This is a genomic window from Nocardia sp. X0981 (genome assembly GCF_977089955.1).
Genome location: NZ_OZ372435.1, coordinates 1,907,844 through 1,934,572 on the forward strand (window position 1 = coordinate 1,907,844; position 26,729 = coordinate 1,934,572).

24 protein-coding genes are annotated in these 26,729 nt (G+C 68.6%); 20 read left to right on the forward strand and 4 right to left on the reverse strand.

The features are described from left to right. The first annotated feature begins 28 nt into the window (after positions 1 to 28). The 4 genes from ACYR7D_RS08505 to ACYR7D_RS08520 all read left to right on the forward strand — a co-directional run bounded on the left by ACYR7D_RS08505 (position 29) and on the right by ACYR7D_RS08520 (position 4,316). A complete protein-coding gene (locus tag ACYR7D_RS08505; protein WP_168433875.1) occupies positions 29 to 199 on the forward strand; it encodes a hypothetical protein in 171 nt (56 codons plus the stop codon). A gap of 163 nt (positions 200 to 362) precedes the next feature. Then, positions 363 to 1,985 carry an alpha,alpha-trehalose-phosphate synthase (UDP-forming) gene (locus ACYR7D_RS08510; protein ID WP_459550091.1) on the forward strand — a complete coding sequence of 541 codons (1,623 nt, stop codon included), beginning with the start codon at positions 363 to 365 and terminating at the stop codon, positions 1,983 to 1,985. A gap of 112 nt (positions 1,986 to 2,097) precedes the next feature. Further along, positions 2,098 to 2,823 (forward strand): response regulator transcription factor, encoded by a 726-nt coding sequence (locus ACYR7D_RS08515; protein WP_459549062.1) that lies wholly within the window; start codon positions 2,098 to 2,100, stop codon positions 2,821 to 2,823. Positions 2,824 to 2,918: 95 nt separating this feature from the next. After that, positions 2,919 to 4,316: a sensor histidine kinase gene (locus tag ACYR7D_RS08520; RefSeq protein ID WP_459549063.1), complete on the forward strand. Its 1,398-nt coding sequence runs from the start codon at positions 2,919 to 2,921 to the stop codon at positions 4,314 to 4,316. A 6-nt stretch (positions 4,317 to 4,322) separates the two neighbouring features. Here ACYR7D_RS08520 and ACYR7D_RS08525 read toward each other — a convergent pair whose 3' ends face one another. Together ACYR7D_RS08525 and ACYR7D_RS08530 are read right to left on the reverse strand one after the other, a co-directional pair. After that, positions 4,323 to 4,748, reverse strand: a complete 426-nt coding sequence (locus tag ACYR7D_RS08525) for an HIT family protein (RefSeq protein WP_459549064.1) — start codon at positions 4,746 to 4,748, stop codon at positions 4,323 to 4,325. A 91-nt stretch (positions 4,749 to 4,839) separates the two neighbouring features. Further along, positions 4,840 to 5,217: a PH domain-containing protein gene (locus ACYR7D_RS08530; RefSeq protein WP_459549065.1), complete on the reverse strand. Its 378-nt coding sequence runs from the start codon at positions 5,215 to 5,217 to the stop codon at positions 4,840 to 4,842. A 161-nt stretch (positions 5,218 to 5,378) separates the two neighbouring features. Here ACYR7D_RS08530 and purD point away from each other — a divergent pair, with 161 nt between their 5' ends. Then, positions 5,379 to 6,650 carry a phosphoribosylamine--glycine ligase gene (gene purD / locus ACYR7D_RS08535; RefSeq protein ID WP_459549066.1) on the forward strand — a complete coding sequence of 424 codons (1,272 nt, stop codon included), beginning with the start codon at positions 5,379 to 5,381 and terminating at the stop codon, positions 6,648 to 6,650. Between the two features lie 57 nt (positions 6,651 to 6,707). Here the strand turns inward: purD and ACYR7D_RS08540 are convergent, their stop codons facing one another. Beyond that, entirely contained in the window at positions 6,708 to 7,751 is a 1,044-nt protein-coding gene (locus ACYR7D_RS08540; protein ID WP_459549067.1) for a M23 family metallopeptidase, read from the reverse strand. Between the two features lie 270 nt (positions 7,752 to 8,021). On the opposite strand from ACYR7D_RS08540, the gene ACYR7D_RS08545 reads away from it, so the two are divergent. The 7 genes from ACYR7D_RS08545 to ACYR7D_RS08575 all read left to right on the forward strand — a co-directional run bounded on the left by ACYR7D_RS08545 (position 8,022) and on the right by ACYR7D_RS08575 (position 16,053). Further along, a complete protein-coding gene (locus ACYR7D_RS08545; RefSeq protein WP_459549068.1) occupies positions 8,022 to 9,185 on the forward strand; it encodes a pyridoxal phosphate-dependent aminotransferase in 1,164 nt (387 codons plus the stop codon). 137 nt (positions 9,186 to 9,322) lie between these two features. Beyond that, the gene (locus tag ACYR7D_RS08550; RefSeq protein ID WP_459549069.1) at positions 9,323 to 9,961 is read left to right on the forward strand and encodes a TetR/AcrR family transcriptional regulator; all 639 of its coding nucleotides are present in this window, start codon (positions 9,323 to 9,325) and stop codon (positions 9,959 to 9,961) included. 6 nt (positions 9,962 to 9,967) lie between these two features. After that, positions 9,968 to 11,395 (forward strand): adenylosuccinate lyase, encoded by a 1,428-nt coding sequence (gene purB / locus ACYR7D_RS08555; protein WP_459549070.1) that lies wholly within the window; start codon positions 9,968 to 9,970, stop codon positions 11,393 to 11,395. Positions 11,396 to 11,413: 18 nt separating this feature from the next. Next, the gene (locus tag ACYR7D_RS08560; RefSeq protein ID WP_459549071.1) at positions 11,414 to 11,839 is read left to right on the forward strand and encodes an HIT family protein; all 426 of its coding nucleotides are present in this window, start codon (positions 11,414 to 11,416) and stop codon (positions 11,837 to 11,839) included. 194 nt (positions 11,840 to 12,033) lie between these two features. Next, positions 12,034 to 12,978 (forward strand): alpha/beta hydrolase, encoded by a 945-nt coding sequence (locus tag ACYR7D_RS08565; protein WP_459550092.1) that lies wholly within the window; start codon positions 12,034 to 12,036, stop codon positions 12,976 to 12,978. Positions 12,979 to 13,042: 64 nt separating this feature from the next. After that, entirely contained in the window at positions 13,043 to 15,214 is a 2,172-nt protein-coding gene (locus tag ACYR7D_RS08570) for a S9 family peptidase (RefSeq protein ID WP_459549072.1), read from the forward strand. A 137-nt stretch (positions 15,215 to 15,351) separates the two neighbouring features. Next, positions 15,352 to 16,053, forward strand: a complete 702-nt coding sequence (locus ACYR7D_RS08575; protein ID WP_459549073.1) for a DUF2334 domain-containing protein — start codon at positions 15,352 to 15,354, stop codon at positions 16,051 to 16,053. 61 nt (positions 16,054 to 16,114) lie between these two features. On the opposite strand, the gene ACYR7D_RS08580 is transcribed toward ACYR7D_RS08575, so the two are convergent. Continuing rightward, the gene (locus ACYR7D_RS08580; RefSeq protein ID WP_459549074.1) at positions 16,115 to 16,759 is read right to left on the reverse strand and encodes an MBL fold metallo-hydrolase; all 645 of its coding nucleotides are present in this window, start codon (positions 16,757 to 16,759) and stop codon (positions 16,115 to 16,117) included. A 148-nt stretch (positions 16,760 to 16,907) separates the two neighbouring features. Between ACYR7D_RS08580 and purS the strand changes: the two genes are divergently transcribed. From purS to purF, 8 genes are all read left to right on the forward strand, one after another. After that, entirely contained in the window at positions 16,908 to 17,144 is a 237-nt protein-coding gene (gene purS, locus ACYR7D_RS08585) for a phosphoribosylformylglycinamidine synthase subunit PurS (RefSeq protein WP_459549075.1), read from the forward strand. Continuing rightward, the gene (gene purQ, locus ACYR7D_RS08590) at positions 17,141 to 17,818 is read left to right on the forward strand and encodes a phosphoribosylformylglycinamidine synthase subunit PurQ (protein WP_459549076.1); all 678 of its coding nucleotides are present in this window, start codon (positions 17,141 to 17,143) and stop codon (positions 17,816 to 17,818) included. Before purS ends, purQ begins: the two co-directional genes overlap by 4 nt. Before the next feature lies 1 nt (position 17,819). Next, entirely contained in the window at positions 17,820 to 19,091 is a 1,272-nt protein-coding gene (locus ACYR7D_RS08595; RefSeq protein WP_459549077.1) for a M18 family aminopeptidase, read from the forward strand. 255 nt (positions 19,092 to 19,346) lie between these two features. After that, positions 19,347 to 21,638 carry a phosphoribosylformylglycinamidine synthase subunit PurL gene (gene purL, locus ACYR7D_RS08600; RefSeq protein WP_459549078.1) on the forward strand — a complete coding sequence of 764 codons (2,292 nt, stop codon included), beginning with the start codon at positions 19,347 to 19,349 and terminating at the stop codon, positions 21,636 to 21,638. A 73-nt stretch (positions 21,639 to 21,711) separates the two neighbouring features. Continuing rightward, positions 21,712 to 23,451 carry an alpha/beta hydrolase gene (locus ACYR7D_RS08605; RefSeq protein WP_459549079.1) on the forward strand — a complete coding sequence of 580 codons (1,740 nt, stop codon included), beginning with the start codon at positions 21,712 to 21,714 and terminating at the stop codon, positions 23,449 to 23,451. Then, complete coding sequence (locus ACYR7D_RS08610; protein ID WP_459549080.1) at positions 23,448 to 24,110, forward strand: CPBP family glutamic-type intramembrane protease; 663 nt, start codon at positions 23,448 to 23,450, stop codon at positions 24,108 to 24,110. Before ACYR7D_RS08605 ends, ACYR7D_RS08610 begins: the two co-directional genes overlap by 4 nt. Before the next feature lie 12 nt (positions 24,111 to 24,122). Beyond that, positions 24,123 to 24,602, forward strand: a complete 480-nt coding sequence (locus ACYR7D_RS08615; RefSeq protein ID WP_459549081.1) for a WapI family immunity protein — start codon at positions 24,123 to 24,125, stop codon at positions 24,600 to 24,602. A gap of 357 nt (positions 24,603 to 24,959) precedes the next feature. Next, positions 24,960 to 26,552 (forward strand): amidophosphoribosyltransferase, encoded by a 1,593-nt coding sequence (gene purF / locus ACYR7D_RS08620; protein WP_459549082.1) that lies wholly within the window; start codon positions 24,960 to 24,962, stop codon positions 26,550 to 26,552. The last annotated feature ends 177 nt before the right edge of the window (positions 26,553 to 26,729 follow it).

The following is a 26,729-nucleotide window of genomic DNA, read 5'->3' on the forward strand; positions in this document are numbered from 1 at the left end:
TAGCAGCGCACCCACAGGGAGGATCGAAATGGCCGCGAAGAGCAGCGCCAACGGTATCGCCGACGACGAACTGGAACCCCTCGCCGACGAGACCGCTCGTCAGGCGCAGCGGGTCGTGGCCGCCTACGCCGCCGACGCCGACGAATGCCGGATGCTCCTGTCGATGCTGGGCATCGGCCCCGGCGCCCGCACCGAATAAGCTGGGCTCGTATCCGCATGACCAGGCGCCCCGGCGCGGTCACGCAAGCTACCGCCTCCGGGCGCTGACCGGTCCTGCGGCTGCCGACGCCAACGGCGACGTCGGCGGATCCACACAACTACATGGCGTACAGCGCCGCGCAAAGGATGCGTGAGTGGACCAGATGACCGATCAGCCGTCCAGCGATTCCACCCCTGAGGATGAAACCGCCGTGTCCGAGAACCGGCCCGGGAAACAGAGCGACCCGGGCCGGGTAGCGGGCCCGATCGATCCCCCGGAGGCCGAGCCCGAAGCGGTGGACCCCGAGCCCCTGCGAGAACGCGGCGCCGGTTCCGGCTTCGTGGTGGTGGCCAACCGCCTGCCCGTCGACCTGGAGAAGCTGCCCGACGGCAGCACCCGGTGGAAACGCAGCCCGGGTGGGCTGGTGACGGCCCTCGAGCCCGTACTGCGCAGCAACCGGGGCGCATGGGTGGGCTGGGCAGGCGTTCCCGACGTCGAGGTGGACCCGATCGTCGAAGACGGGCTGGAACTGCATCCCGTACCACTGTCGTCCCAGGAGGTCGCCGACTACTACGAGGGGTTCTCCAACGCCACCCTGTGGCCGCTGTACCACGATGTGATCGTGCGGCCCGTGTACAACCGGACATGGTGGTCGGCGTATGTCCAGGTGAACCGGCGTTTCGCCGAGGAAACCGCCAAGGTCGCGGCCGAGGGCGCCACCGTGTGGGTGCAGGATTACCAGCTGCAGCTGGTGCCGAAGATGCTGCGCATGCTGCGACCCGACCTGACCATCGGTTTCTTCCTGCACATCCCCTTCCCACCGGTGGAACTGTTCATGCAGATGCCGTGGCGCACCGAGATCGTGGAGGGGCTGCTCGGTGCCGACCTGATCGGTTTCCACCTCCCCGGCGGCGCCCAGAACTTCCTCTACCTGGCCCGCCGCCTCGCCGGTCAACCCACTTCGCGGGGCACCGTGGGCGTGCGGTCGAAAATGGGCGTGGTGCAGGTCGGCTTCCGGACGGTCCGGGTGGGTGCCTTCCCGATTTCCATCGATTCGGCCGGGCTCGACGAACATTCCCGGCGGCGTTCCGTGCGCGAGCGCGCCGCCCGCATCCGCGCGGAACTGGGCAGCCCGAAGAACATCCTGCTCGGCGTCGACCGGCTCGACTACACCAAGGGCATAGATATCAGGCTCAACGCGCTCGAAGAGCTGCTGGAGGAAGGCCGAATCGACCCAGCGGACACCGTGATGGTGCAGCTGGCCACCCCCAGCCGGGAGCGGGTGGAGAGCTATATCCAGATGCGCGGTGATATCGAACGGCAGGTGGGCCGGATCAACGGCGAATTCGCCCGGGTCGGATATCCCGTGGTGCACTATCTGCACCGTCCGATCGCACGCGAGGAACTCATCTCGTTCTTCGTCGCCGCCGACGTCATGCTGGTCACACCGCTGCGCGACGGTATGAACCTCGTCGCCAAGGAGTACGTCGCCTGCCACAGCGGCCTCAACGGCACCTTGGTGCTCAGCGAGTTCACCGGCGCGGCCGCCGAACTACGCCAGTCCTATCTGTGCAACCCGCACGACCTGGACAGCGTGAAGGACGCCATCGTCTCGGCACTCACCGACGACCGCGAAATCCGCCGCCGCCGGATGCGGGCCCTGCGCCGGCAGGTCCTGGCCCACGACGTGGACCGGTGGGCCCGGGCCTTCCTCGACGCGCTCGCCCAAGGACAGGTAGCGGGTAAGGCACTGATGGCGGACGGGAACGGGGACGAGGAGTACTGAGTCTCTCGGCGGCGCCCGCGGCGCCCGCGGCGCCGGAGGCGCCGCCATCGAACACAGCGTGTTCACAGCGAGTGCGCAGCGGGGTGCCAGCGGCGGGGGTGAAGATGGGGGTATGAGCGGTGTGCCGGATGCAGCACCGGAGGCCCGGGTGCTGGTGGTCGACGACGAGGCGATGATCGTCGAGTTGCTGACCGTGAGTCTGCGGTTCCAGGGGTTCGAAGTGGCCTCGGCCGCCGACGGGGCGCAGGCGTTGGATATCGCGCGCGGGTTCCGGCCGGATGCGTTGATCGTCGACGTCATGATGCCCGGGATGGACGGTTTCGGGTTGCTGCGCCGGTTGCGTGCCGACGGTATCGACGCGCCGGTGCTGTTCCTGACCGCGCGCGACGATGTGCAGGACAAGGTCACCGGTTTGACTCTCGGCGCCGACGATTACGTCACCAAACCCTTCAGTTTGGAGGAGGTGGTGGCTCGGTTGCGGGTGATTCTGCGCCGCTCCGGGGCCGCCGCCCCGGCGCGGGAGCGGTCGCGGATCCGGTTCGCCGATATCGAGCTCGACGACGACACCCATGAGGTGTTCAAGGCGGGGGAGCCGGTGTCGTTGTCGCCGACGGAGTTCACGTTGCTGCGTTATTTCATGGTGAACGCGGGGACGGTGCTCAGTAAGCCGCGGATTCTGGACCATGTGTGGCGCTACGATTTCGGCGGGGAGGTCGGGGTGGTGGAGACCTATGTGTCCTATCTGCGGAAGAAGGTCGATACGGGGCCCCGGCCCCTGATCCATACCTTGCGTGGTGTCGGCTATGTCATGCGCGAGTCGCCTGCCGGCCGGTCGTGACCCCCGAGCGCGCGTCCGTCGCCGTTTCCGGGCCGGGTCGGTCGCGGAAGGGGCCGACCGGGTGGATCGCGGCGGTTCCGCTGCGGGTGACCTTGGTGCTGGCTTTGGTAGCGCTCGCCGCGGTGGGGCTGCTGGCGTCGGGGGTGGCGGTGACCTCCGCGTTGCGTACGGCGTTGATCGACCGGGTGGATCAGCAGCTCGACGAGGCGGCGCGGACCTGGGCCCGGCCCGGCGCGCCGCGGTTGCTGCCGTGGCCGGGGGAGCCCGGCCGGGAGCGTCCGCCGGTGCTGTTCTACGTGCGGGTGCAGGACACGTCCGGCCGGTTGTTCCTGCAGGCCGATACCCCGGGGTCCGGGGGGCCCGCACTGCCCGAGAATCCGCGCCCGGGGACATTCACCACCGGCTCGTCCGCCGGCGGGTCCGGGCAGTGGCGGGTGCGGTACACCGAGAATCCCGCCGGGACCAGCGTGGTCGCGCTGCGATTGGACGAGACCGAGGCGATCGTCGAACGGCTGGTGGTTCTGCAGTTCGGGATCGGGGCACTGGTCCTGGCGGCGCTGGCGGTGGCCGCGTACTTCGTGATCCGGCGCAGCCTGCGCCGGTTGACGCAGGTCGAGGAGACGGCGGCCGATATCGCGGCCGGGGATCTGCATCGCCGGGTACCGATGCGGGGAACGAACACCGAGGTCGACCGGCTGGCGCGGTCGTTGAACGCCATGCTCGCGCAGATTCAGCGTGGCTTCGCCGCGACCGCGGCCTCGGAGGAGGCCGCGCGGCGTTCGGAGGAGAAGATGCGCCGGTTCGTCGCCGACGCCAGTCACGAACTGCGTACCCCGCTGACCACGATCCAGGGTTTCGCCGAGTTGTACCGGCAGGGCGCTACCGGTGATACCGATATGCTGCTGGACCGCATCGAGCGGGAGTCGAAGCGGATGGGTCTGCTGGTGGAGGATCTGCTCATACTGGCCCGGCTCGACGCCGAGCGGCCGGTGGAGTACGCGCCGGTCGATCTGCTGGCGTCGACGAGCGACGCCGTGCACAGTGCGCGCGCGGTGGCCGCCGCGCAGGGGCGTACCGAGCCGGACCGTACGATTCGTTTCGAGGTGCGGCCCGGTAGCGGCACCACGGAGATTCCGGGGGACGCCGCCCGGCTGCGGCAGGTGCTGGCGAATCTGCTGAACAACGCGCTGGTGCATACGCCGCCGGATGCGATGGTGACCGTGCGGCTCACCCCGGACCGGGACGAGGTGCGGCTGGAGGTGGCCGATACCGGCCCGGGGATGTCGCCGGAGCAGGCCGAGCGGGTGTTCGAACGGTTCTATCGCGCCGATGTTTCCCGTAGCCGGGGCAGCGGCGGTGCCGGGCTCGGGCTGTCGATCGTGCAGGCGCTGGTCATCGCGCACGGCGGTACCGTCGAGGTGGACAGTGAACCCGGCCGGGGCACCGTCTTCACGGTGCGGTTACCGCGGGAACGCCCGGCCGGGACCGCGTGAGCGGGATCAGTCGGGGACGTTCGCCCCGTAGCCGAGATCGCGCAGGGCCTGCTTGATCCGGGACCGGGCATCGTCGAGCATCTCCGGCGCCGGGTTCGGATCCGCGCCGGAGATATCGAAATCGCCCATGGTGAAGGCCGGGAAAACATGGACGTGCAGGTGGGGTACCTCGAGCCCGGCGATGAGCAGCCCGGCGCGGGGCGCGTCCCATGCCGCGCGCACGGCCTGCCCGATCTTCTGGGCCACGCCGTTGAGGCGGGCGAAGACCTCGGGCTCCACATCCTGCCACTGGTCGATCTCTTTGCGGGGTACCACCAGGGTGTGGCCCGGGGTGACCGGCGCGATGGTGAGGAAACCGACGAATTCGTCGTCCTCCCAGACGAACCGCCCGGGTAGGTCACCGGCAATGATCGCACTGAAGACAGAAGCCATGGTGTGTTTATAGCCCGTCTCCGGCGGGGTGGTGTTCATTCGGCCCCGGCCGTGGCGACGCGAGTCGGCCCCGCGCGCCGGTGGATCCGGTTCAGACTCCCACGAAATGAGAGAGGATTCCCTGTACCTCGTAGATATCGACCTGGCGATTGAATTTCTTCTGCAGGGGGGTGTCGCTTCCGGAGATCCACAGCACCAGTTCGGCGTCGAGGTCGAAGGTGCCGGCGGTTTCCACCGCGAAATGAGTGATCGAACGGTAGGGGATGCTGTGGTAGCTGACCTTCCGCCCGGACAATCCCTGTTTGTCGACCATGATCAACCGGCGGTTGGTGAACAGCATGGCATCGCGAACCAGGATGTAGGCCGAGTAGATCTGTTCTCCGTTACCCAGCAGCCGCTGGTATTCCTGCTGGGCCGCCGCCGGATCGACCTGTCCGGCATTGCCCATGATTCCGTCCATCAGACCCATGACGTTCGTCCTCCCGAGTTGTCCACCCGTTACAGGTGTTTCACACCATCATCCACAGCGCGGCGGTATGCGGCCGTGGTCCGGGCGAATCCGCTGGTCCCGGCCGGGCGGCGGCGAACCTGGTCCGCCGGGCGCCCAGTGGGCACCTATAAGCTGTGCGGGTGCGAGTACTCGTCATCGGTTCCGGAGCCCGTGAACACGCCCTCGTCCTTGCGCTGCGCCGCGATCCCGCGGTGAGTGCCGTCGTCGCGGCACCGGGGAACGCCGGTATCGCGCAGCACGCGCAGGTGCGGCCGGTCGAGGCGAGTTCCGCCGAATCGGTGGTCGCGCTGGCCCGGGAGGTGGCCGCCGATCTGGTGGTGATCGGTCCCGAGGTGCCGCTGGTGCTGGGTGTGGCCGATGCCGTGCGCGCGGCCGGTATCCCCTGTTTCGGTCCCTCGGCCGCCGCGGCCCGGATCGAGGGTTCGAAGGCTTTCGCCAAAGACGTCATGGCCGCGGCCGGGGTACGTACCGCGCACAGCGAGGTGGTGGATACTCCCGCCGAGCTCGATGCCGCGCTGGACCGTTTCGGCCCGACCTGGGTGGTGAAGGACGACGGCCTCGCGGCGGGTAAGGGTGTGGTGGTCACGCCGGACCGGTCGGCGGCCCGTGGCCACGCCGCGGAACTGCTCGAACAAGGCCATCCGGTATTGCTGGAGTCCTTCCTGGACGGGCCGGAGGTTTCGCTGTTCTGCCTGGTCGACGGGGAGACGGTGGTTCCGCTGCTGCCCGCTCAGGATCACAAGCGGGTGGGTGACGGTGATACCGGCCCCAATACCGGCGGTATGGGCGCCTACACCCCGCTGCCGTGGCTGCCCGAGGATATGGTGGCCCGGATCGTGGACGAGGTGGTGGCTCCGGTGGCGGCGGAGTTGGTCCGGCGCGGTAACCCCTTCAGCGGTCTGCTGTACGCCGGGCTGGCGATCGGTACCGACGGGCCCGCGGTGGTGGAGTTCAACTGCCGGTTCGGTGATCCGGAGACGCAGGCGGTGCTGGCGCTGCTGGACAGCCCGCTGGGGGAATTGCTGTACGCGACGGCGACCGGGACCCTGGCCCAAGCGCCCGCCCCGCGCTGGCGTGGCGGCGCGGCGGTGACCGTGGTGCTGGCGGCCGAGAACTATCCGCAGCGTCCCCGCACCGGTGATGTGATCACCGGTGCGGGGGACGCGGCGACCGACGATGCGGCGATCGTGCTGCATGCCGGGACCACATTGCGGGCGGACGGGGCACTGGTGTCGGCGGGCGGCCGGGTGCTCAATATCGTCGGCACGGGCACGGATCTGGTGGCGGCCCGGGAGGCGGCCTACGACCGGCTGGCCGGTATCAAATTGCCCGGCAGCCACTATCGCTCGGATATCGGGCTGGGTGCGGTCGAGGGGCGTATCGGTATCTGATCGTCCGGCGTGTCGGCACCGGCGCTACGGAGCGGCAGGGTGGCCCCCGATCTCGGATCAGCCGTAGGAGAGGCCGTGTAGGGCCAGCCAGCGCTGCGGGTCGACGTGCCGGCCGTCCATGATGATCTCGAAATGCAGATGCGGGCCGGTGGAATCGCCGCGGTTGCCCATTCGGGCGATCTGCATACCGGCGGGTACGCGTTCGCCGACCGAGACGAAGAAGTCGTACATATGCCCGTAGACGGAGATGGTGCCGTCGTCGTGCCGGATGCGTACCCACAGGCCGAAACCGGCGGCGGGACCGGCATCGATCACGGTGCCGTCGGCGACGGCGTAGATGGGGGTGCCGATCGGCCCGGCGATATCGATACCGCGGTGAAAGCTGCCCCACCGGCTGCCGAAGCCGGAGGTGAAGGTTCCGGGTGCGGGTAGTACGTACCCGCTGGCGCCGGGCAGGATGGCACCGGGTGGGACGACTCCGGCTTCCGGCGCGCCGGGAGCGGTGGTGATCCAGGGCTGTTCCTGTCCGGCCACCGCCGCCGCGGCCTCCGCCTTGGCCCGTTCCAGGGTGGCGCGGGCGGCGGCGGCGACCACGGCCCGTTCCCGCAGGCGTTCGCCGTTGTCGATGGCGTCGAGGTAGCGGCGTACCGAGGGCACCGGCACCGAGAGTTGCAGCGGGTAGGCCACCGCGACCCGGTATGCCACGCCGGGAGCGGGAGGCTGCTCGGTGACCACGAGCGAGGCGGTGGCGTCGCCGGCTGCCAGGAACAGAGTGAGTACCAGCCCGCCGAGCAGGTAGCGGTGGCGCTCGGCGGTGGCGGACAGTTCCGCCGCGGACGGGCGCCGGTCGAGGAATTCGACGAGGTCGGCCCGAGTCGGGCGCCGCCGCCGGAGTTCGGTGACGTAGCACCGGGACCGGCGGTACAGCGCCGGTATCCGGTCGCCGTCCGGTCGGCGGGATGCCGAAGCCCGGGCTGCGCGTTCCCGCCAGCCCGGCGCGATCACCAGCCCCCCGCCGGTTGCCGCCGCGCGAGTCAGGACGGCTCGCCGGGTGTCCGCCGACCGGGTGGCCGGACAGGTCTCCGTGCTCGTCGGAGACACCGGGGTTCCGGGCATTCCGGACAACTCGGTATGGCCGCCTGCGGCCCCGTCCGGTGCTCGTGGATCCGGGGCGGCGCCGGCCCCTTCTCTTGCCGCTGGGGCCGGGTTTTCCGCCCGGCTCCGGAGACGGCGGAACAACCCTGGACCACGTCCGGCGGTGGTCTCGGGGTCGGATCGTGGCGGGCCGGCGGCCGGCCGGCTGGCCTTGTCGAGCATCAGAGCAGACCATAGCTGTCGAACCGCCCGAAGCGGTGTTCTACCGTCGGTCGGGTGTCCACTGAATCCCGGCGCTCGACCATTCCACCTTTCTACGTGATGGATGTCTGGAAAGCCGCCGCCGAACGCGCCCGAACGCACGGCGATGTGCTGAGCCTCGCGGCCGGACAGCCTTCGACCCCGGCCCCGGCGCCGGTGCTGCGGGCCACCAGAACCGCCATCGACGCCGAATTATTCGGCTACACCGAGACGTTCGGAATCCTCCCGCTGCGGCGCACGATCGCCGAACACCATCATCGGATGTACGGATATCCGGTGGATCCCGACGATGTCGTGATCACCACCGGATCGTCCGGCGCGTTCACGCTGATCTTCCTGGCGGCCTTCGATCCCGGCGATACCGTTGTGGTCGCGCGGCCGGGCTATCCGGCCTACCGCAATACGCTGCGGGCGCTGGGCTGCCGGGTGATCGAACTGGACTGTCGCGCCGAAACACGATTCCAGCCCACCGTCGCCATGCTCGAGAGCCTGCCGGAGCCGCCACGCGGGCTCATCGTGGCCAGCCCGGCCAATCCCACCGGCACCATGATCGACCCGGCGGAACTCGCCGCGGTGGCCCGCTGGTGCGAGTCGCACGCAACCCTGCTGATCTCCGACGAGATCTACCACGGCATCACCTACGGCGGCGAGCGCACCGCGTCCGCCTGGGAAACCTCACGCGCGGCGGTGGTGATCGGGTCGGTGTCCAAATACTTCTCGATGACCGGCTGGCGGCTGGGCTGGATGCTGGCACCGCCGTATCTGCGTCCGGCGCTGCAACGGCTGGCCTCGAATATGACCGTATGCCCCCCGGCGATCTCGCAGTACGCCGCGGTGCACGCCTTCGGCGCGGAGGCCAGGACCGAACTGGACGCCCACGTGCACCGGTACGCGATCAACCGAGCCATCCTGCTGGAGGGGCTGTCGTCGCTCGGGATCACCGATCTCGCGCCCGCCGACGGCGCGTTCTACGCCTACGCCGATATCGGACACCTCACCGATGATTCGATGGCCTGGTGTGCGGATGTGCTGGCGCATACCGGGGTGGCGCTGGCCCCGGGCCTGGATTTCGACACGGTGAACGGCCACCGGACCCTTCGCATCTCCTTCGCCGGCGCGACCGCGGAGATCGAGGCCGCACTCGTCCGCCTGCGCGATCACCTGCGCCGACGGGCTTGATACAAACACGGTGAACGGCAACAACTTTGCACAGTACGACAACATCGCGGCACGGATGCGGTAGAAACATCGATGGCTGATTTCCCCTTTCCCTCATTTCGCACGGATGTACTGATGACGACTGGCACGATGGCACGGTGATAACCGCGACGACTCCGAAAGGTGAACGGCGTCGCCAGGCGCTGGTGGCCGCCGCTGCCGAATTACTGCTCGAAGGTGGTTTCGACGCTGTGCGGCACCGCTCGGTCGCTACCCGTGCGGAACTGCCCCTGGCCTCCACGACGTACTACTTCGAATCACTCGAGGATCTGATCGCGCGGGCGGTGGAGTTCAGTGGTAACGCCGAGCTCGAGGCCATGCGAGGGCGGATCGGCGAGGTGACCCACCGCCGGCGCGGCGCGGAGGCCACGGTCGACCTCGTCCTGGATCTGCTGATCGGTACCGAGGGCGTGGACGAGGGCGCGCGGGGGCGGCTGATCGCTCGCTACGAGCGCACCGTCGCGTCGGCCCGGCACCCGGAGCTACGGGAAGTCCAGCTGCGACTACGCGGGCAGCTCGACGAGCTGCTCGCCGATGTGCTGCGCCGATCCGACCGGATCGTGCGGCCCGAACAACTTCGCAGGCTGGTCGCGGTGGTCGACGGCGCGGTGGTCGCCGCTCTGAGCGAATCCGATCCGCAACCCCGGCGTCTGGCCCGCGGAGCCCTGCTGGAGGTTATCGATATCGTCGCACCGGCGACGCACCAGCCGGGGGACCGGTACCGGTCACTAGACTGACCGGACGTGACCTCCGACCTGATCCCCAACGTTCTCGCCACCCGCTACGCCAGCCCGCAGCTGGTGCATCTGTGGTCTCCCGAGCACAAGATCGTGCTCGAACGGCGGCTGTGGCTGGAGGTGCTGCGCGCCCAGGCCGACCTCGGCGTCGAGGTGCCGGCCGGAGTGGTCGAGGACTACGAGCGCGTGGTCGAGCAGGTCGATCTGGCATCCATCTCCGAACGCGAACGGGTCACCCGCCACGATGTGAAGGCCCGGATCGAGGAGTTCAACGCACTGGCCGGGCACGAACACGTGCACAAGGGCATGACCAGCCGCGATCTCACCGAGAACGTGGAACAGCTGCAGATCCGGCTGTCCCTGGAACATATCCACGCGCACGGCGTGGCGGTGGCGGCCCGGCTGGCCGAACGGGCCGCCGAATATCAGATGTCGGTGATGGCCGGACGGTCGCACAATGTGGCCGCACAGGCGACCACGCTCGGTAAACGTTTCGCCTCGGCCGCCGACGAACTACTCATCGGCCTGACCCGGCTGCGGGAACTCATCGCCCGCTACCCGCTGCGCGGGATCAAAGGCCCGATGGGCACGGCGCAGGACATGCTGGATCTGCTGGGCGGCGACGCCGGGAAACTGGCCGTACTGGAACAGCAGGTGGCCCGCCACCTCGGCTTCACCAGTGTGTTCACCAGCGTCGGACAGGTCTATCCGCGTTCACTCGACCACGATGTGCTCTCCGCGCTGGTGCAGATCGGCGCCGCGCAATCCTCGCTTGCCCACACCATCCGGTTGATGGCCGGGCACGAGCTGGTCACCGAGGGATTCCAGCCCGGCCAGGTGGGCAGCTCGGCCATGCCGCACAAGATGAACACCCGCTCCTGCGAGCGGGTGAACGGGTTGCAGGTGGTGCTGCGCGGATACGGGTCGATGGCCGCCGAACTCGCGGGCGCGCAGTGGAACGAGGGCGATGTGTTCTGCTCGGTGGTGCGCCGGGTCGCGCTACCGGATGCGTTCTTCGCGCTCGACGGCATGATCGAGACCTTTTTGACCGTACTCACCGAATTCGGCGCCTACCCGGCGGTGATCGCCCGGGAACTGGACCGCTACCTGCCGTTCCTGGCCACCACCCGTATCCTGATGGCCGCTGTACGCGCCGGTGTCGGACGGGAAGCGGCCCATGAGGTGATCAAGGAACACGCGGTGGCGGTCGCGCTGGCCATGCGGGAACAGGGCCGGGAACCCGATCTGCTGGACCGCCTCGCGGCGGACGGCCGCCTGCCGTTGGACCGGGCCGCCCTGGACGCGGCACTGGCCGAGAAATCGGCCTTCATCGGCGCGGCGGACGCGCAGGTGGCCGAGGTGATCGCCCAGGTGGGCAAACTGACCGCCGACTACCCGGACGCGGCGCGCTACACCCCCTCCCCCATCCTCTGAGGGATTATTTTGCCACCTATGGATCCGTACACCATTTTCGCCGACATCATCGCCGGGCGTGCCCCGTCCAGCCGGGTATACGAGGATGACGATGTTCTCGCCTTCATGGATATCCGGCCGATGACTCCCGGGCATCTGCTGGTGGTGCCGAAAACTCCGGCGCGCGATCTCGCCGAACTGGATCCGGCGCTCGGGGCGAAGCTGTTCCAGGTGGGGCAGCGGCTGGCGGCGGCGCTGCGCCGGAGCGAGGTGGGCGCCGACGGGGTGAACTTCTTCCTCGCCGACGGCGTGACCGCGGGCCAGGAGGTCTTCCATGTGCATCTGCACGTCATCCCGCGCACCCCGGGTGACGGCTTCGGGTTGCGGGCGCGTCCGCGGACTCCGGCCCGGGCCGACCTCGACTATCTCGCCGCCTCCATCCGAGGGGCGCTGGACCGCGGCTAGTACGCAGCGGGTTTCCTACGCTCCGAATGGATCACGGATCGCTCCGATCCGGACCCGGGGGATCGTCTCTCGCCTATAGTCGTCTTGTTTGCTACGAGGATGCTGACGCTGGTGTCGTCGCGGGCCGGGCGGCGCGGTGGGGCGGTAGCCGATTCGGGGTGGGGCCAGGAGGTGCGGACGTGCGGTTGTTCCGGATGGCTGTTCTCGCGCTGGGGGTGATCGGCCTGACCGCCGGTCTCCCGGTTCTCCGACCCGTACCGGCCGGGGCCGCCGAGGTCGTCGGTATCGACGCGCTCGGCCCGACCCGGTCGGCGGTTTTCATCGCCTCACCCGCGATGGGCCGCACCGTCCAGGTTCAGGTGCTGCATCCGCCGGGGGGAGGTTCCCGGCCGAGCTACTACCTGCTGGACGGACTGGATCCGGGGGTCGGGCAGAGCACCTGGACCAATGCCACCGAGGCCGAGGCCTTCTTTCTCGGTAAGAACGTGAACGTTGTGCTGCCGGTCGGGGGCAAGGCCAGCTACTTCACCGACTGGCAGCGCGACGATCCGGTGTTCGGCCGCTACAAATGGGAGACCTTCCTCACCCGGGAACTGCCGCCGATCATCGACGCCGAGTTCGGTGGCAACGGGGTGAACGCCATCGGCGGGCTGTCCATGGGCGGGCACGCCGCCTATATCCTCGCCGCCCGGCATCCGGAGCTGTACACCGCGGTCGCCGGGTACAGCGCCTGCCCGGATACCGGGAGGGCCACCGGGGCCGTGCAGTTCTCGATCCTCACCCGGGGCGGTAACCCCGACAATATGTGGGGGCCCGGCGGCAGCCCGGAATGGGCGGCGCACGATCCGGCGCTCATGCTGGACCGGCTGCGCGGCAAAACCCTGTTCCTGTCCACCGGCACCGGCCTGCCAGGGCCGCACGAACTGGAATTGAAGCCGCAGCTGCCGGAGAACATCGTGCTCGGCGGGCCGATCGAATTCGCGGTCGACAATTGCGTGATCGCCTTCGAACGGCAGGCCCGGGCGGCGGGGCTGCCGGTCCACGTCGACTACAGCCCCGTGGGCACGCACTCCTGGCCGTATTGGAACGACCATCTGCAGGCGTCCTGGCCGACCATCGGTGGTGCTATCGGCGCCTGAGGGCCGCCGCGCGCACGGTCCGGTCCTTCGCGGGTGCGAGGGCCGGGCCGCTACGGTGGGGGCCATGGCTGACAGTGGTAGTCCGATAACCGGCGACGGGGCCGCCGTGATGGCACCGACTGCTAAAAAGGTGCCGTCGGAGCGGGTGCATCACGGCGACCGGTTCGTCGACGAATACGAATGGCTGCGCGACAAGGACGACCCGGAGGTCATCGCCTACCTCGAAGCCGAGAACGCCTATACCGAGGCGCGGACCGCCCATCTCGCGCCGCTGCGGGAGAAGATCTTCGACGAGATCAAATCCCGCACCCAGGAGACCGATCTGTCGGTGCCCACCAGGCTCGGCGAGCACTGGTACTACTCGCGCAGCTACGAGGGCAAACAGTACGGTGTGCACTGCCGCTGCCCGATCGATACCGCCGCCGTGGGGATCGACGCCTGGACCCCGCCGCAGCTGGAGGCCGACACCGAGATTCCCGGCGAAGAAGTGCTGCTGGACAGCAACGAACTGGCCGAGGGGCACGATTTCTTCGCCCTGGGTGCCTTCTCGATCAGTTACGACGGAAATCTGCTGGCGTTCTCGGTGGACACGGCCGGCGACGAGCGCTACACCCTGCGGTTCAAGGATCTGCGCACCGGTGAACTGCTGGGTGACGAGATCCCGCGCACCGCGCCGGGCGCCACCTGGTCGCTGGACGGCAGCCATGTCTTCTACCAGACCGTCGACGAATCCTGGCGGCCCGACACCGTATGGCGGCATCGGCTGGGTGCCGGGGAGGAGGATGTGCGTGTCTTCCACGAGCCGGACGAGCGGTATTGGGTGAGTGTCGGTGCCACCCGGTCGGAGAAGTACCTGATGATCTGGGTGGGATCCAAGATCACCACCGAGGGCTGGGTGCTGGAATCGGACGATCCCACCGGTGAGTTCCGGGTGTTGTTGCCGCGCCGTGAAGGGGTGGAGTACTCGGCGGAGCACGCCGTGGTGGCGGGAGAGGACCGGTTCCTGATCCTGCACAACGACGTGGTGGACGGGATGAAAGCGGAGAACTTCGTGCTCGCGGAGGCGCCCGCCGACGATCCGTCCCGGCTGCGCACCCTCATCGGGCACCGCGACGATGTGCGCCTCGAGGATATCGACGCGTTCGCGGGCCAACTGGTGCTCGGTTACCGGCGCGAGGCGCTGCCGCGAGTGGCGGTATGGCCGCTCGGTCCGGACGGCTACGGCGAGCTGCGCGAACTGGAGTTCGACCTGGAGCTGTACAGTGCCGGGCTCGGTTCCTGCCCGGAATGGGATCAGCCCACGCTGCGGATCGGACTCACCTCGTTCATCACCCCGACCCAGGTTTTCGACTACGTGGTGGAGACCGGGGCGCTGCTGCTGCGTAAAGAGCAGCCCGTGCTCGGCGGCTACGACGCCGGCGATTATGTGCAGCACCGGGATTGGGCGGTGGCCGAGGACGGCACCCGCATTCCGATCTCGCTCGTCGCCCGGCGTGAAACCGACGCGGTGCCCGGGCCGAAACCGTTACTGCTCTACGGATACGGCTCCTACGAGGCGAGTATCGACCCCGGTTTCTCGGTGTCCCGGCTCTCGTTGCTCGACCGGGGAATGGTTTTCGCCGTCGCGCATGTGCGGGGCGGCGGTGAAATGGGCCGCCTGTGGTACGAGAACGGCAAGACACTCACCAAGAAGAACACCTTCACCGACTTCGTCTCCTGCGCGCGACATCTGGTCGACAGTGGGGTCACCGCCGCGGATCGGATGGTCGCCGACGGTGGTAGCGCGGGAGGCCTGCTGATGGGCGCGGTGACCAATACGGCACCGGAACTCTTCGCCGGTGTCCTGGCCAATGTGCCGTTCGTCGACCCCCTCACCTCGATACTCGACCCGTCGCTGCCGCTGACCGTGATCGAATGGGACGAGTGGGGAAACCCTCTGGCGGACAAGGAAGTCTACGACTATATGAAGTCGTATTCTCCCTATGAGAACGTCACCGCCCAGGACTATCCGGCCATCCTCGCCATCACCAGTATCAACGACACTCGCGTGCTGTACGTGGAGCCCGCCAAATGGGTCGCGAAACTGCGCGCCACCAAAACCGGTGATTCGCCGGTGCTGCTCAAAACCGAGATGAGCGCCGGGCACGGCGGGGTCAGCGGACGCTACGAGAAATGGCGGGAAGTCGCGTTCGAGTACGCCTGGGTACTCGACACCGTGGGCGCCGGAGACCGGTAGCCGGACCGACGGCCACCGGACCGTGTGCGGAAGTTTCCCACCGGGAAAGATCCACTCCACGGTCCGGTCACCAGCACTGCACGCACAGGTCATCGTGACTGCACACGGTGGACATCTGTGCCTGCCACTGTGGGTATATGAACGCTGAACTGCTCGTATCGGTTTCCGGGGTCCGGGACACCACCCGGGACGCGGCGATCGGTTTCGCCGAGGAGATGGATCGGCGTGGGGTGCGGTTGTCGCTGCTGGTGGCTCCGCGGCTGAAAGGCCGGTACCGCCTGGCCGAGGACCCCACCACGCAGAACTGGCTGCGCGGGCGCCGGAGCGGGGGCGATGCCATCGTGCTCCACGGTTACGACCAGGCCGCCACCGAACGGCGCCGCGCGGAGTTCGCCACCCTGCCCCGGCACGAGGCCCTGCTGCGGCTCACGGCCGCGGACCGGGCGATGGAGCAGGTGGGCCTGCGGACCCGGTTGTTCGCGGCCCCGCGCTGGGACGCCTCGGCGGGGGCGATCGCGGCGCTACCCGAACTCGGATTCCGGCTGTCCCTCGGTTCGACCGGTATCCACGATCTGGAGCGCGACAGCATCCGCAAGGCCCGGGTCCTCGGTATGGGTGCGGGCTTCCGTGCCGAACCCTGGTGGTGCCGGGCGCTCGTGCTGGGTGCCGCCCGCACGGCACGTCGCGGTGGGGTGCTGCGGCTGGCGGTTTCCGCCGCCCAGCTCGGCCGGTCCGGGCCGCGTCAGGCGATGCTGGACGCCGTCGACCTCGCGCTCTATCACGGGGCACACAGCGAGGTGTACCGCTGGGAGGCGGGGAGCTCGGTCCGCGCCGCGTAGTCTCCGCGGGCCGCCCCGCGGGGGAATGCCCGGCCGGACCCGGCGCAGCGGCGGTCCCGGCTCACAACTCGGTGTGTTCCTCCGGCCGCAGCGTCTTGAACTCCGTTTCCGCCTTGCGCATTTCGTCCAGACGGCTGAAATACACCCCCCATGCCTGTTCGGCGATGATCCCGTAATGGATCGGAAAGGCCAGCCGCGGCGCCACCGAACGCAGGTAGTCGACCGATTCACTGATCTTCATCCAGGGGGCGGCCGCCGGTACGGCGAGCACATCGACCGGGGTGGACGGGACCCAGAGCGAATCGCCCGGATGCACGAACTGGGTCGGGTGCTCCGCGGTGCCGAGCTGGAACACCGTGTTGTCGATCACCGGGAGGTCGGGATGGATCACCGCGTGCCGGCCGCCGCCGCCGGTGATCCGCAGACCACCGAGCTCGACGATATTGCCCGCGTGGACGGCCTCCCAGGATCCGCCCTGCAACTGCGCGGTCTGCGGATCGGAGAGCAGGCGGGCACCCGGATTGGCCTCGACCAGCGCATCGATCCGCTTCGGGTCGATATGGTCGGCGTGCTGGTGGGTGACCGCGATCGCGTCCAGCCCGGTGAGACCTTCGAAACCGTGCGAGAACGCCCCGGGATCGAAGAGGACCTTCGTTCCGTGCAGCTCTACGAGTACGCAGGAATGACCGAAGTGGGCTACATGCATGTAGGCCAGGCTAGTACCGGCCGCCTCGTATCGGCCTCACCCGCCGTGACCGAACACCCACCCGGCAATTAGGCTGGTCAAGTAAATCCCCATCAGCGTTCCGGCGTCGGCGCCGGGCGCGGCTCACCCATTTCGTGAGGAGCAACCCGTGGCACGTGTCGTGGTCGAGGTGATGCCGAAGGCCGAAATCCTGGATCCGCAGGGGCAGGCCATAGTCGGCGCGCTACCGCGCCTGGGCTTCCAGGGCGTCACCGACGTCCGGCAGGGCAAACGATTCGAACTCGAGGTCGGTGACGACGTCAGCGACGACCAGCTCGCCTCGATCGCCGAATCGCTGCTGGCCAACACCGTGATCGAGGAGTGGAAGGTGGTGCGCGTCTCATGACCGCCCGGATCGGAGTCATCACCTTTCCCGGCACTCTCGACGATGTGGACGCGGTCCGCGCCGCCCGCCTGGCCGGCGCCGAGGCGGTGAATCTCTGGCACGGCGACGCCGACCTCAAAGGTGTGGACGCCGTCGTGGTACCCGGCGGATTCTCCTACGGCGACTACCTGCGCGCCGGCGCGATCGCCCGCTTCGCCCCGGTCATGGGCACCGTGATCGAAGCAGCCGGCAAGGGGATGCCGGTACTCGGCATCTGCAACGGTTTCCAGGTGCTGTGCGAGGCCGGACTGCTGCCCGGCGCGCTCACCCGCAACGAAGGACTGCACTTCATCTGCCGTGACCAATGGTTGCGGGTCGAAGCCACCGACACCGCGTGGACCTCCCGCTACGAGCCCGGTGCGCAGATCCTGGTGCCGCTGAAGTCGGGGGAGGGCCGGTATCAGGCCTCCCGCTCGGTCCTCGACGAACTCGAGGGCGAGGGCCGGGTGGTGTTCCGTTACGCGGGTGACAACCCCAACGGGTCACAGCGCTCCATCGCGGGTATCGCCTCGGCGAACAAACGGGTCGTGGGGTTGATGCCGCACCCGGAGCACGCGACCGAAGCGCTCACGGGACCCAGTGATGACGGGCTGGGGCTGTTCCTGTCGGTGCTGGATGCCCTGGTGGCCTCGTAACATGCCGGTTTCCGCTTCCGCCGCCGGACTGTGCGGCTTCATCGACGCGTCTCCTTCTCCGTTCCACGTCTGTCGGACCATTGCCGAGGAGCTGGAGGCGGACGGCTTCGTCCGGCTCGACGAGACCCAGCAGTGGCCGACGGCCGGTGGGCGGTACTACGTGGTGCGCGGCGGGTCGCTGGTGGCCTGGGCCGATCCCACGCGGACCGGGCCGTTCCGGGTGATGGGGGCACATACCGACAGCCCGAATCTGCGGGTGAAGCAACATCCCGATCTGGTGGTGGCGGGCTGGCGGCTGGTGCGGCTGGAACCGTACGGGGGTGCCTGGCTGAACTCGTGGCTGGATCGGGAGCTGGGTATTTCCGGGCGTTTGAGCGTGCGGGAGGGTTCCGGGCTGGTCGAGCGGCTGGTGCGGATCGACGAGCCGATCCTGCGGGTTCCGCAGCTGGCCATCCATCTTTCGGAGGATCGGCGCGGGGTGACCCTGGACCCGCAGCGCCATGTGAACGCGATCTGGGGAGTGGGGCACGAGCCCGCGTCGTTCCTGGATCATGTGGCCGAATCCGCGGGGGTGGATCCGGCGGCGGTACTCGGCTGGGAGCTGATGACCCACGATCTGGCACCGAGCCGGGTGGTCGGCGCCGCGGCGGATTTGATCAGCGCGCCGCGGCTGGACAACCAGGCCACCTGCTACGCGGGCTTGTGCGCCTTCCGGGCCGCGGTGGCGGAGCCGGGCGCGGCCGTACCGGTGCTGGCGGTCTTCGATCACGAGGAGGTGGGCAGTCAGTCCGATCGGGGTGCCCAATCCGAGTTGCTGCCCACGGTGCTGGAACGGATCGTGCTGGCCCGGGGTGGGGGCCGGGCCGAGTTCCTGGCCGCTGTCGCGGGTTCGGTGTGCGCGTCCGGTGATATGGCCCACGCCACTCATCCGAACTATCCGGAGCGCCACGAACCCTCCCATGGGATCGAGATCAACGGTGGCCCGGTGCTGAAGGTCAACCAGAATCTGCGCTATGCCACGGACGCGGCCGGTGCGGGGGCGTTCGCGCTGGCCTGTGCCCGCGCCGGGGTTCCGCTGCAGCGCTACGTGCACCGCGCCGATCTGCCCTGTGGTTCGACCATCGGACCGATGACGGCGGCCCGGACTGGTATGCCGACGGTCGATGTCGGCGCCCCCCAGCTGGCCATGCATTCCGCCCGTGAGCTGATGGGTGCCGCCGATATCACCGCCTACGCGGCGGCTCTGGCGGCGTTCCTCACCCCGGAGAGCTGAGTCCGGCCCCCCGGACGGTGGTATCCGCCGCGGGGCCGGGGTCGCGCCGCGCGCAGGTGAACGTAAGATTCGTGCTGGATCAATCCTGTCGGGGCCCCGCCGTCGAGGCCCCGGTTCCGGCCCGACCTCGTGTTCCGCTATCCCGCAGCGTATTCGTACCGAACGCGCACGTCGTGGAGTGTGCGGATGCGCGAGGAGGAGACCGGAGCCCGCGCGCGCCGGCGCGCCAACCTACGAAAGGATTCTGGTAATCCCGTGACTGAGCAGGTCGATACGGTCGCCACCGCCGCCGCCACTCCGGATACGCCGCAGCCGTACGCCGAGCTCGGCCTCAAGGACGACGAATACGCCCGGATCCGGGACATTCTGGGGCGCCGGCCCACCGATGCCGAGCTCGCCATGTATTCGGTGATGTGGAGCGAGCACTGTTCCTACAAGTCTTCGAAGGTGCATCTGCGCTACTTCGGGGAGACCACCACCGACGAGATGCGGGCGTCGATGCTCGCCGGTATCGGCGAGAACGCCGGTGTCGTCGATATCGGCGACGGCTGGGCGGTCACCTTCAAGGTGGAAAGTCACAACCATCCCTCGTACGTGGAGCCGTACCAGGGCGCCGCGACCGGTGTGGGCGGGATCGTCCGCGACATCATGGCCATGGGCGCGCGTCCCATCGCGGTGATGGATCAGCTACGTTTCGGAGCCGCGGATGCCCCCGACACCCGCCGGGTGCTCGACGGGGTGGTGCGCGGCATCGGCGGTTACGGCAATTCCCTCGGGCTGCCCAATATCGGCGGCGAAACCGTCTTCGATCCGTCCTACCAGGGCAATCCTCTGGTCAACGCGCTGTGCGCGGGTGTCATGCGCGTGGAGGATCTGCATCTCGCCTTCGCCTCCGGCGCAGGTAACAAGATCATCCTGTTCGGTGCGCGTACCGGCCTCGACGGGATCGGCGGCGTTTCGGTGCTCGCCTCGGACACCTTCTCCGGCGACGAGTCCGGGTCCGGACGCAAGAAACTGCCCAGTGTGCAGGTCGGTGACCCGTTCACCGAGAAGGTCCTCATCGAATGCTGCCTGGAGCTGTACCACGCCGGCCTGGTGGTGGGTATCCAGGACCTGGGCGGCGCGGGACTGTCCTGCGCCACCTCCGAACTGGCCGCGGCCGGTGACGGCGGTATGCGCATCGAATTGGACCGGGTCCCGCTGCGCGCGGCCGATATGACCCCCGCCGAGATCCTGTCGAGTGAATCGCAGGAGCGGATGTGCGCGGTGGTCACCCCGGAGAACGTGGACGCTTTCCTGGCGGTCTGCCGGAAATGGGATGTGCTGGCCACCGTGATCGGCGAGGTCACCGACGGTGACCGGCTGGAGGTCACCTGGCACGGTGAAACAGTGGTGGATGTGCCGCCGCGCACGGTGGCCCATGAGGGTCCGGTGTACGAGCGCCCGGTTCGGCGTCCCGCCGACCAGGACGCCCTCAACGCCGCCACCCCCGATACCCTGCCCCGGCCGAAGACCGCCGAGGAACTGCGCGACACCCTGCTGAAGATGGTGGCCAGCCCGCAGCTGTGCAGCCGCAAGTGGATCACCGAACAGTACGACCGCTACGTGCGCGGCAACACCGTTCTCGCCGAATACGCCGACGCGGGCATGATCCGGGTGGACGAGGAGACCGGGCGGGGTATCGCACTGGCCACCGACGCCTCCGGCCACTACACCAAACTCGACCCGTATACCGGTGCCCGCCTCGCCCTGGCCGAGGCGTACCGGAACGTCGCCAGTACGGGGGCCACCCCCAAGGCCGTCACCAACTGCCTGAACTTCGGGTCCCCGGAGGACCCCGCGGTGATGTGGCAGTTCCAGCAGGCCGTGCGTGGCCTCGCCGACGGCTGTGTGGAGCTCGGGATCCCGGTCACCGGCGGTAATGTCAGCTTCTACAACCAGACCGGAGAGAACGCCATCCTGCCCACTCCGGTGGTCGGGGTGCTCGGCGTGATCGACGACGTCCACCGTCGTATCCCCACCGGGCTGGGCCTGGAACCGGGCGAGACGCTCATCCTGCTGGGTGAGACCCGCGACGAGTTCGGTGGTTCGGTATGGGCGCAGGTCGCGCACGGTCATCTGGGCGGGCTGCCGCCGCAGGTCGACTTCGCCCGCGAAAAATTGCTGGCCGAGGTGCTCACCGCCGGTTCCCGCGACGGCATGATCAGCGCCGCACACGACCTCTCCGAAGGGGGTCTGGCCCAGGCGGTGGTGGAAGCCGCCCTCGCCGGGGAAACCGGTTGCCGAATCCTGCTGCCCGAGGACGCCGACCCGTTCGTCACCCTGTTCTCCGAATCGGCGGGCCGGGTGCTGGTCGCGGTTCCGCGTTCGGAGGAAACCCGGTTCACCCGCATGTGCACGGCCCGGGAGCTGCCCTGGGTCCGGATCGGCGTGGTGGACCAGGGCTCGGATTCGATCGAGGTGCAGGGGCAGTTCTCGGTCACGATGGCCGAGGTACGCGCCACACACGAGGGCACCCTGCCGGCTATTTTCGGCACTCACGCCTGATTCCGGTGCCGGGCCGCGCCGGAGGTGACCCGGGCCACCCTCCGGCGCCGGTCCTGCCCGCCATACTGGAGAGGTGCTGGAAACCGCCGACACCGTGACCAGATTGCGGTTGCGCTGCGTTGCGGTGATCCACCGGACCGAGCGCGTCATCGATCTGAACTATGTGGGTCTGGTGGTGGCGACGGTGTTCTTCGCCATCTCGGTATCGCCTTCGCTCCTGCCACGCGACTGGATGTTCCAGGGGCTGATCAGTGGTATCAACGCGGCGATCGGGTACGGGGTCGGTTGTCTCCTGGAATGGCTGTTCCGGTTGTGGGTCCGGCCCCGGCTCACCCGGATTCCCGCCCCGCCCATCTGGGCCCGCTACGCGCTGAAATCCGCGGTCCTGCTCACCGCGGCGTCGAGTGCCGGATACATGCTCGTGCAGTCCGCACACTGGCAGCGCGAGATCACCGCGCTGATGGGGATGGAAGGCACCACCACTCCCGCCTATCTGCGCACCGGCGGACTGAGCCTCATGGTCGGTGTGCTGGTGGTCGCCTGCTACCGCACCGTCCGCGAACTCGTCCTCGTCTTGGCCCGCCAGCTCAACCGGTGGGTGCGGGTACCGCGCGAACTGGCCCCCGCCGCGGGTGTCCTGGTTCTGGTGCTGCTGGTGGTGACCCTGTTCAACGGGGTCGCGCTCCGCGCTTTCTTCGCCGCGGCGAATTCGGCGTTCAGTGTGCGCAACGATCACACCTCCCCCTACGCCGTACGCCCCGAACTCCCCGAACGGTCGGGCAGCCCGGACTCCCTGGCGGCCTGGGACACCCTGGGTTTCGAGGGTCGCTGGTTCGTATCGCACGGGCCCGGTGCCGAACGCATCTCCTGGGTCACCGGCCGGCCCGCGCGGGAACCGATCCGGGCCTACGTCGGCCTCGAATCGGTCCGGAAAAGCCATCTCACCCAGGCGGAACTCGCGGTGGCGGAACTCGAGCGCACCGGTGCTTTCGAGCGCGCGGTACTGGTCGTGGTCACCACCACCGGCACCGGCTGGGTGAATTCCATGGCCGCCAACGCGATCGAGTACATGTACGGCGGTGATTCGGCCATCGTGGCCACCCAGTACTCGTATCTCCCCAGCGCGCTGTCCTTCCTGGCCGACCGCGGCAAAGCGGCGTCCGCGGGACGGGAACTGTTCGACGCCGTCTACGCGCGAGTCCGCACCCGGCCTGCCGGCGAACGGCCGAAACTGCTGGTGTACGGGGAAAGTCTCGGATCCCAGGGGTCGGAAGCCGCCTTCGACGGCCTCGCCGATCTGCGGGCTAAGGTGGACGGTGCCCTGTGGGTGGGTCCACCCGATTCCAATCGGCTGTGGAAGCAGTTCGTCAGCAGGCGGGATCCGGGATCGCCGGAGACGAAACCGGTCTACGCGGACGGTCTGGTGGTCCGTTTCGCCGCGACCGCGGAGGATCTCGCCCGGCCCGGACCCGAATGGCGTGCGCCGCGGATCGCCTACCTGCAGCACGCGTCCGATCCGATCGTCTGGTGGTCTCCGGATCTCGTGTTCTCGAAACCGGATTGGCTGGACGAACCACGCGGCGCGGATGTCTCGCCCCGGATGCGCTGGGCGCCGCTGGTCACCTTCTGGCAGGTCACCGCCGACCTCACGAATGCCCAGGGCGTGCGGGACGGCCACGGCCACCGCTACGGCAGCCTGGTCATGGACGGCTGGGCCGCGGTCACCCGCCCCCCGGGGTGGAATCCCGAACTGGCCGAACAGGTCAGGTTGGAGATCGAGGCGTACGAAGCGTATGAGCGGCAGGTGAAATGAGAGCGCGGGTGATCGTGGCGGTGGGAGCGCCGCTGCTGTGGAACAACGTACTGCTGCCGCGGCTGTCGCTCGGCCACCGCGGCCGCACCGCGGCCAATGCGCTCGCCGCCGGCGGCTACGCCCTGGTCTTCGGCGGCCGGCCGAACTGGGGCTCCGGGCGCGGCCTCCGTTACGGCCTCGGCTGTGCCGGGATCGTAACGGCCGGATATGCGGCGGTGCTGTTCACTCCGGCGGTGCGCCGGGTGTTCGCGGGCTCCCGGGACCGCGCGGCGGACGTGCGTACGGCGGAATGGATCGCCGTACATATCCCCGTCGGCACCGTCTACTCCGAGGAACTGATCTTCCGCGCCACCCTGGACCCGCTGCTGGACCGGGAATTCGGCCCCCGGGCCGGTGCGTTCGCGGGAGCCGCGGCCTTCGGCCTCTGGCATATCCACCCGGCCCGCGCGGCCGGCGACACCGTATTCGGCACACTCGTTTTCACCGGCGCCGCCGGTCTGCTCTTCGGAACACTGCGCCGTCATACCGACAGCGCCACCGCGCCCGCGCTGCTGCACTGGGCCGTCAACGCGGGCGGGGCGCTGCTGTCGCGGGTGGCTCTCGCGCGCGGAAATCGGAAACAACCGGGGGAGAACTGGGCGCGGCTGTCCCGAGAGTGACACACTTCGCCCGTGAGGTTGATCGACAGCGACGGATACGGTGTGGAGCTCTCCATTGCCGGATACCGGTTTCCGGACCACATCGATCCGCGAATCCGCTACAGCTGGCTGGTGATCGCGGGCACCGCGAACTGCCCCGAAGGAGCCTGGACCTTCCGCTGGCAGGCGTTGACCCTCGACGACGCGATGGAACTGGCCGACTGGCTACGCCGTATCGCGGCCGAAGCGGAGCCGCCGAGCGAGACGGTACGCGGCTCCGCCCGGCTGGACTTCACCGAACCCCATCTGAGCTTCACCGCGACCCGCGACGGCAGCGAAGTCGAATTGGGGATCGGATTGGATCTGGAGTTCTCGCCGCCGTGGAACCGGCGCGTCACCGCGGGCCGGCCGTTCGTCGTCACGGCCCGGCTCACTCCGGCCGGGATCGCGCCGGCGGCCGAGGAGTTCGGTGCCGAGGTGGACGGGTATCGCCCGCCCGCCCGCGCCCGGTGAGCATCGGCCGGTGATGGCGTGCCGGGTGCCGGATCGGGTGAGATCGCCCACGTTGCACTCGCATCGCGCCCGGTTTATGGCATGGATGCCGGAACCGGGCTCCGAGCCGGGCGCCGTGCTGGGCTCATATCTGCCTCCGGCGCCCATCGGTACGCTATTTCCCCAGGTGAAAGGCACGTTAACTGAGCGTGCCGATTTGCTGAACGGCGCGGCGACGGCGCGCCGGAGGCCCGCTTTTCCCGGCCGATGTCCCGCTCGATTCCGCTTGCCCACCGGCTGCTGATCCGCCGACGCGGAGACCGGGCCCACCCGTAGAATGTCGAGTGCCCCCACACCCGCCCTACCAGGGAGCAGACGGTGACCCACGCCGACCACCCGGCTGTCAGCAATCCCACCGCAACCGACGAAACGGAGAACCCGCCCCGCGAGGAGTGCGGAGTTTTCGGAGTCTGGGCGCCTGGGGAGGACGTGGCCAAACTCACCTATTACGGCCTCTATGCGCTGCAACACCGTGGTCAGGAAGCCGCGGGGATCGCGGTTTCCGACGGCTCGCAGGTATTGGTCTTCAAGGATCTCGGCCTGGTGAGCCAGGTATTCGATGAGCAAACTCTGGGCGCCATGCCCGGACATGTCGCGATCGGGCACTGCCGGTACTCCACCACCGGCGCCACGACCTGGGAGAACGCTCAGCCGATCTTCCGCACCACCGCGGTCGGTTCGGGCCTCGCGCTCGGTCACAACGGCAACCTGGTCAACACCGCCGAACTGGCGGACCGGGCGCGCGAACTCGGGCTCGTCGGCGGCCCCGGCCGCCCCGGCACGGTGTCGGCGACCTCGGACTCCGATGTGATGACGGCGCTGCTCGCGCACGCCGCCGCCGATACGAGCATCGAACAGGCCGCCATGGCGTTGCTGCCCACCGTGCGCGGCGCCTTCTGTCTCACCTTCATGGACGAGCACACTCTGTACGCCGCCCGCGATCCGCACGGGGTGCGGCCGCTCGTCCTGGGCCGGCTGGAGCGCGGATGGGTGGTTGCCAGCGAAACCGCCGCTCTCGATATCGTGGGCGCCTCGTTCGTCCGGGAGATCGAGCCGGGCGAACTGCTCGCCATCGACGCCGACGGCGTCCGCTCGCTGCGCTTCGCCAACCCCGAACCCAAGGGCTGTGTTTTCGAGTACGTGTATCTGGCCCGTCCGGACAGCACCATATCCGGACGTTCGGTGCACGCCACTCGTGTCGAGATCGGCCGCCGCCTCGCCGCCGAACATCCCGTGGGCGCCGATCTGGTCATTCCCGTCCCCGAATCCGGCACTCCGGCCGCGGTGGGTTACGCGCAGGGGTCCGGGGTGCCCTACGGACAAGGCCTGATGAAGAACGCCTATGTCGGCCGTACCTTCATTCAGCCCAGCCAGACCATCCGCCAACTGGGCATCCGATTGAAGCTCAACCCCTTGCGTGAGGTGATCCGCGGGAAACGGCTCATCGTTGTCGACGATTCGATCGTCCGGGGCAATACTCAGCGCGCGCTCATCCGGATGCTGCGCGAGGCCGGTGCGCTGGAAATCCATGTGCGCATCGCTTCGCCGCCGGTCAAATGGCCGTGCTTCTACGGAATCGATTTCGCCTCACGCGCGGAACTCGTCGCCAACAACGCCGGTACCGACCCCGACGGCCCCGCGGGCGCCTCCGCCGATCCGGCGGCCGTCCGCGAGATGGTGGAGGGCGTACGCCGTTCCATCGGCGCCGACACCCTCGGCTACATCTCGCTCGACGGTATGGTCGCCGCCACCGAACAACCCCGCACCCGGTTGTGCTGTGCGTGCTTCGACGGCAACTACCCGATCCCCCTGCCCGCGGAGGCAACGGTCGGGAAGAACCTGCTGGAAGATTTCTCCCCCGCCCGCATGATGACCGACAACGCGAACGCCAGCGCCCTGAGCCGACCGTAACTATTTGTGCGCTGGCGCGCGGGTTCGGAGCCGTGTTCATTTGCCCCGCCTCCGGCGCGGCGGGTTCGGGGCCCCTTGCGTCTCGGGTCTTCGTTCCGCCGCTCGGTCGCTGCGCTCCTTCGCTCGGTCGCTTCGGACCCGAGACGGCTCGAAGCGTATGCGGCGCAGCCGCGGGTC

Excerpts from the sequence above, each read along its gene's own strand:
- ACYR7D_RS08505 (WP_168433875.1), top strand. The coding sequence starts at position 29 with ATGGCCGCGAAGAGCAGCGCCAACGGTATCGCCGACGACGAACTGGAA.
- ACYR7D_RS08510 (WP_459550091.1), top strand. The coding sequence starts at position 363 with ATGACCGATCAGCCGTCCAGCGATTCCACCCCTGAGGATGAAACCGCC.
- ACYR7D_RS08515 (WP_459549062.1), top strand. The coding sequence starts at position 2,098 with ATGAGCGGTGTGCCGGATGCAGCACCGGAGGCCCGGGTGCTGGTGGTC.
- ACYR7D_RS08525 (WP_459549064.1), bottom strand. The coding sequence starts at position 4,748 with ATGGCTTCTGTCTTCAGTGCGATCATTGCCGGTGACCTACCCGGGCGG.
- ACYR7D_RS08530 (WP_459549065.1), bottom strand. The coding sequence starts at position 5,217 with ATGGGTCTGATGGACGGAATCATGGGCAATGCCGGACAGGTCGATCCG.
- ACYR7D_RS08560 (WP_459549071.1), top strand. The coding sequence starts at position 11,414 with ATGGATCCGTACACCATTTTCGCCGACATCATCGCCGGGCGTGCCCCG.
- ACYR7D_RS08565 (WP_459550092.1), top strand. The coding sequence starts at position 12,034 with ATGGCTGTTCTCGCGCTGGGGGTGATCGGCCTGACCGCCGGTCTCCCG.
- ACYR7D_RS08570 (WP_459549072.1), top strand. The coding sequence starts at position 13,043 with ATGGCTGACAGTGGTAGTCCGATAACCGGCGACGGGGCCGCCGTGATG.
- ACYR7D_RS08575 (WP_459549073.1), top strand. The coding sequence starts at position 15,352 with ATGAACGCTGAACTGCTCGTATCGGTTTCCGGGGTCCGGGACACCACC.
- ACYR7D_RS08580 (WP_459549074.1), bottom strand. The coding sequence starts at position 16,759 with ATGCATGTAGCCCACTTCGGTCATTCCTGCGTACTCGTAGAGCTGCAC.
- purQ (WP_459549076.1), top strand. The coding sequence starts at position 17,141 with ATGACCGCCCGGATCGGAGTCATCACCTTTCCCGGCACTCTCGACGAT.
- ACYR7D_RS08595 (WP_459549077.1), top strand. The coding sequence starts at position 17,820 with ATGCCGGTTTCCGCTTCCGCCGCCGGACTGTGCGGCTTCATCGACGCG.
- ACYR7D_RS08610 (WP_459549080.1), top strand. The coding sequence starts at position 23,448 with ATGAGAGCGCGGGTGATCGTGGCGGTGGGAGCGCCGCTGCTGTGGAAC.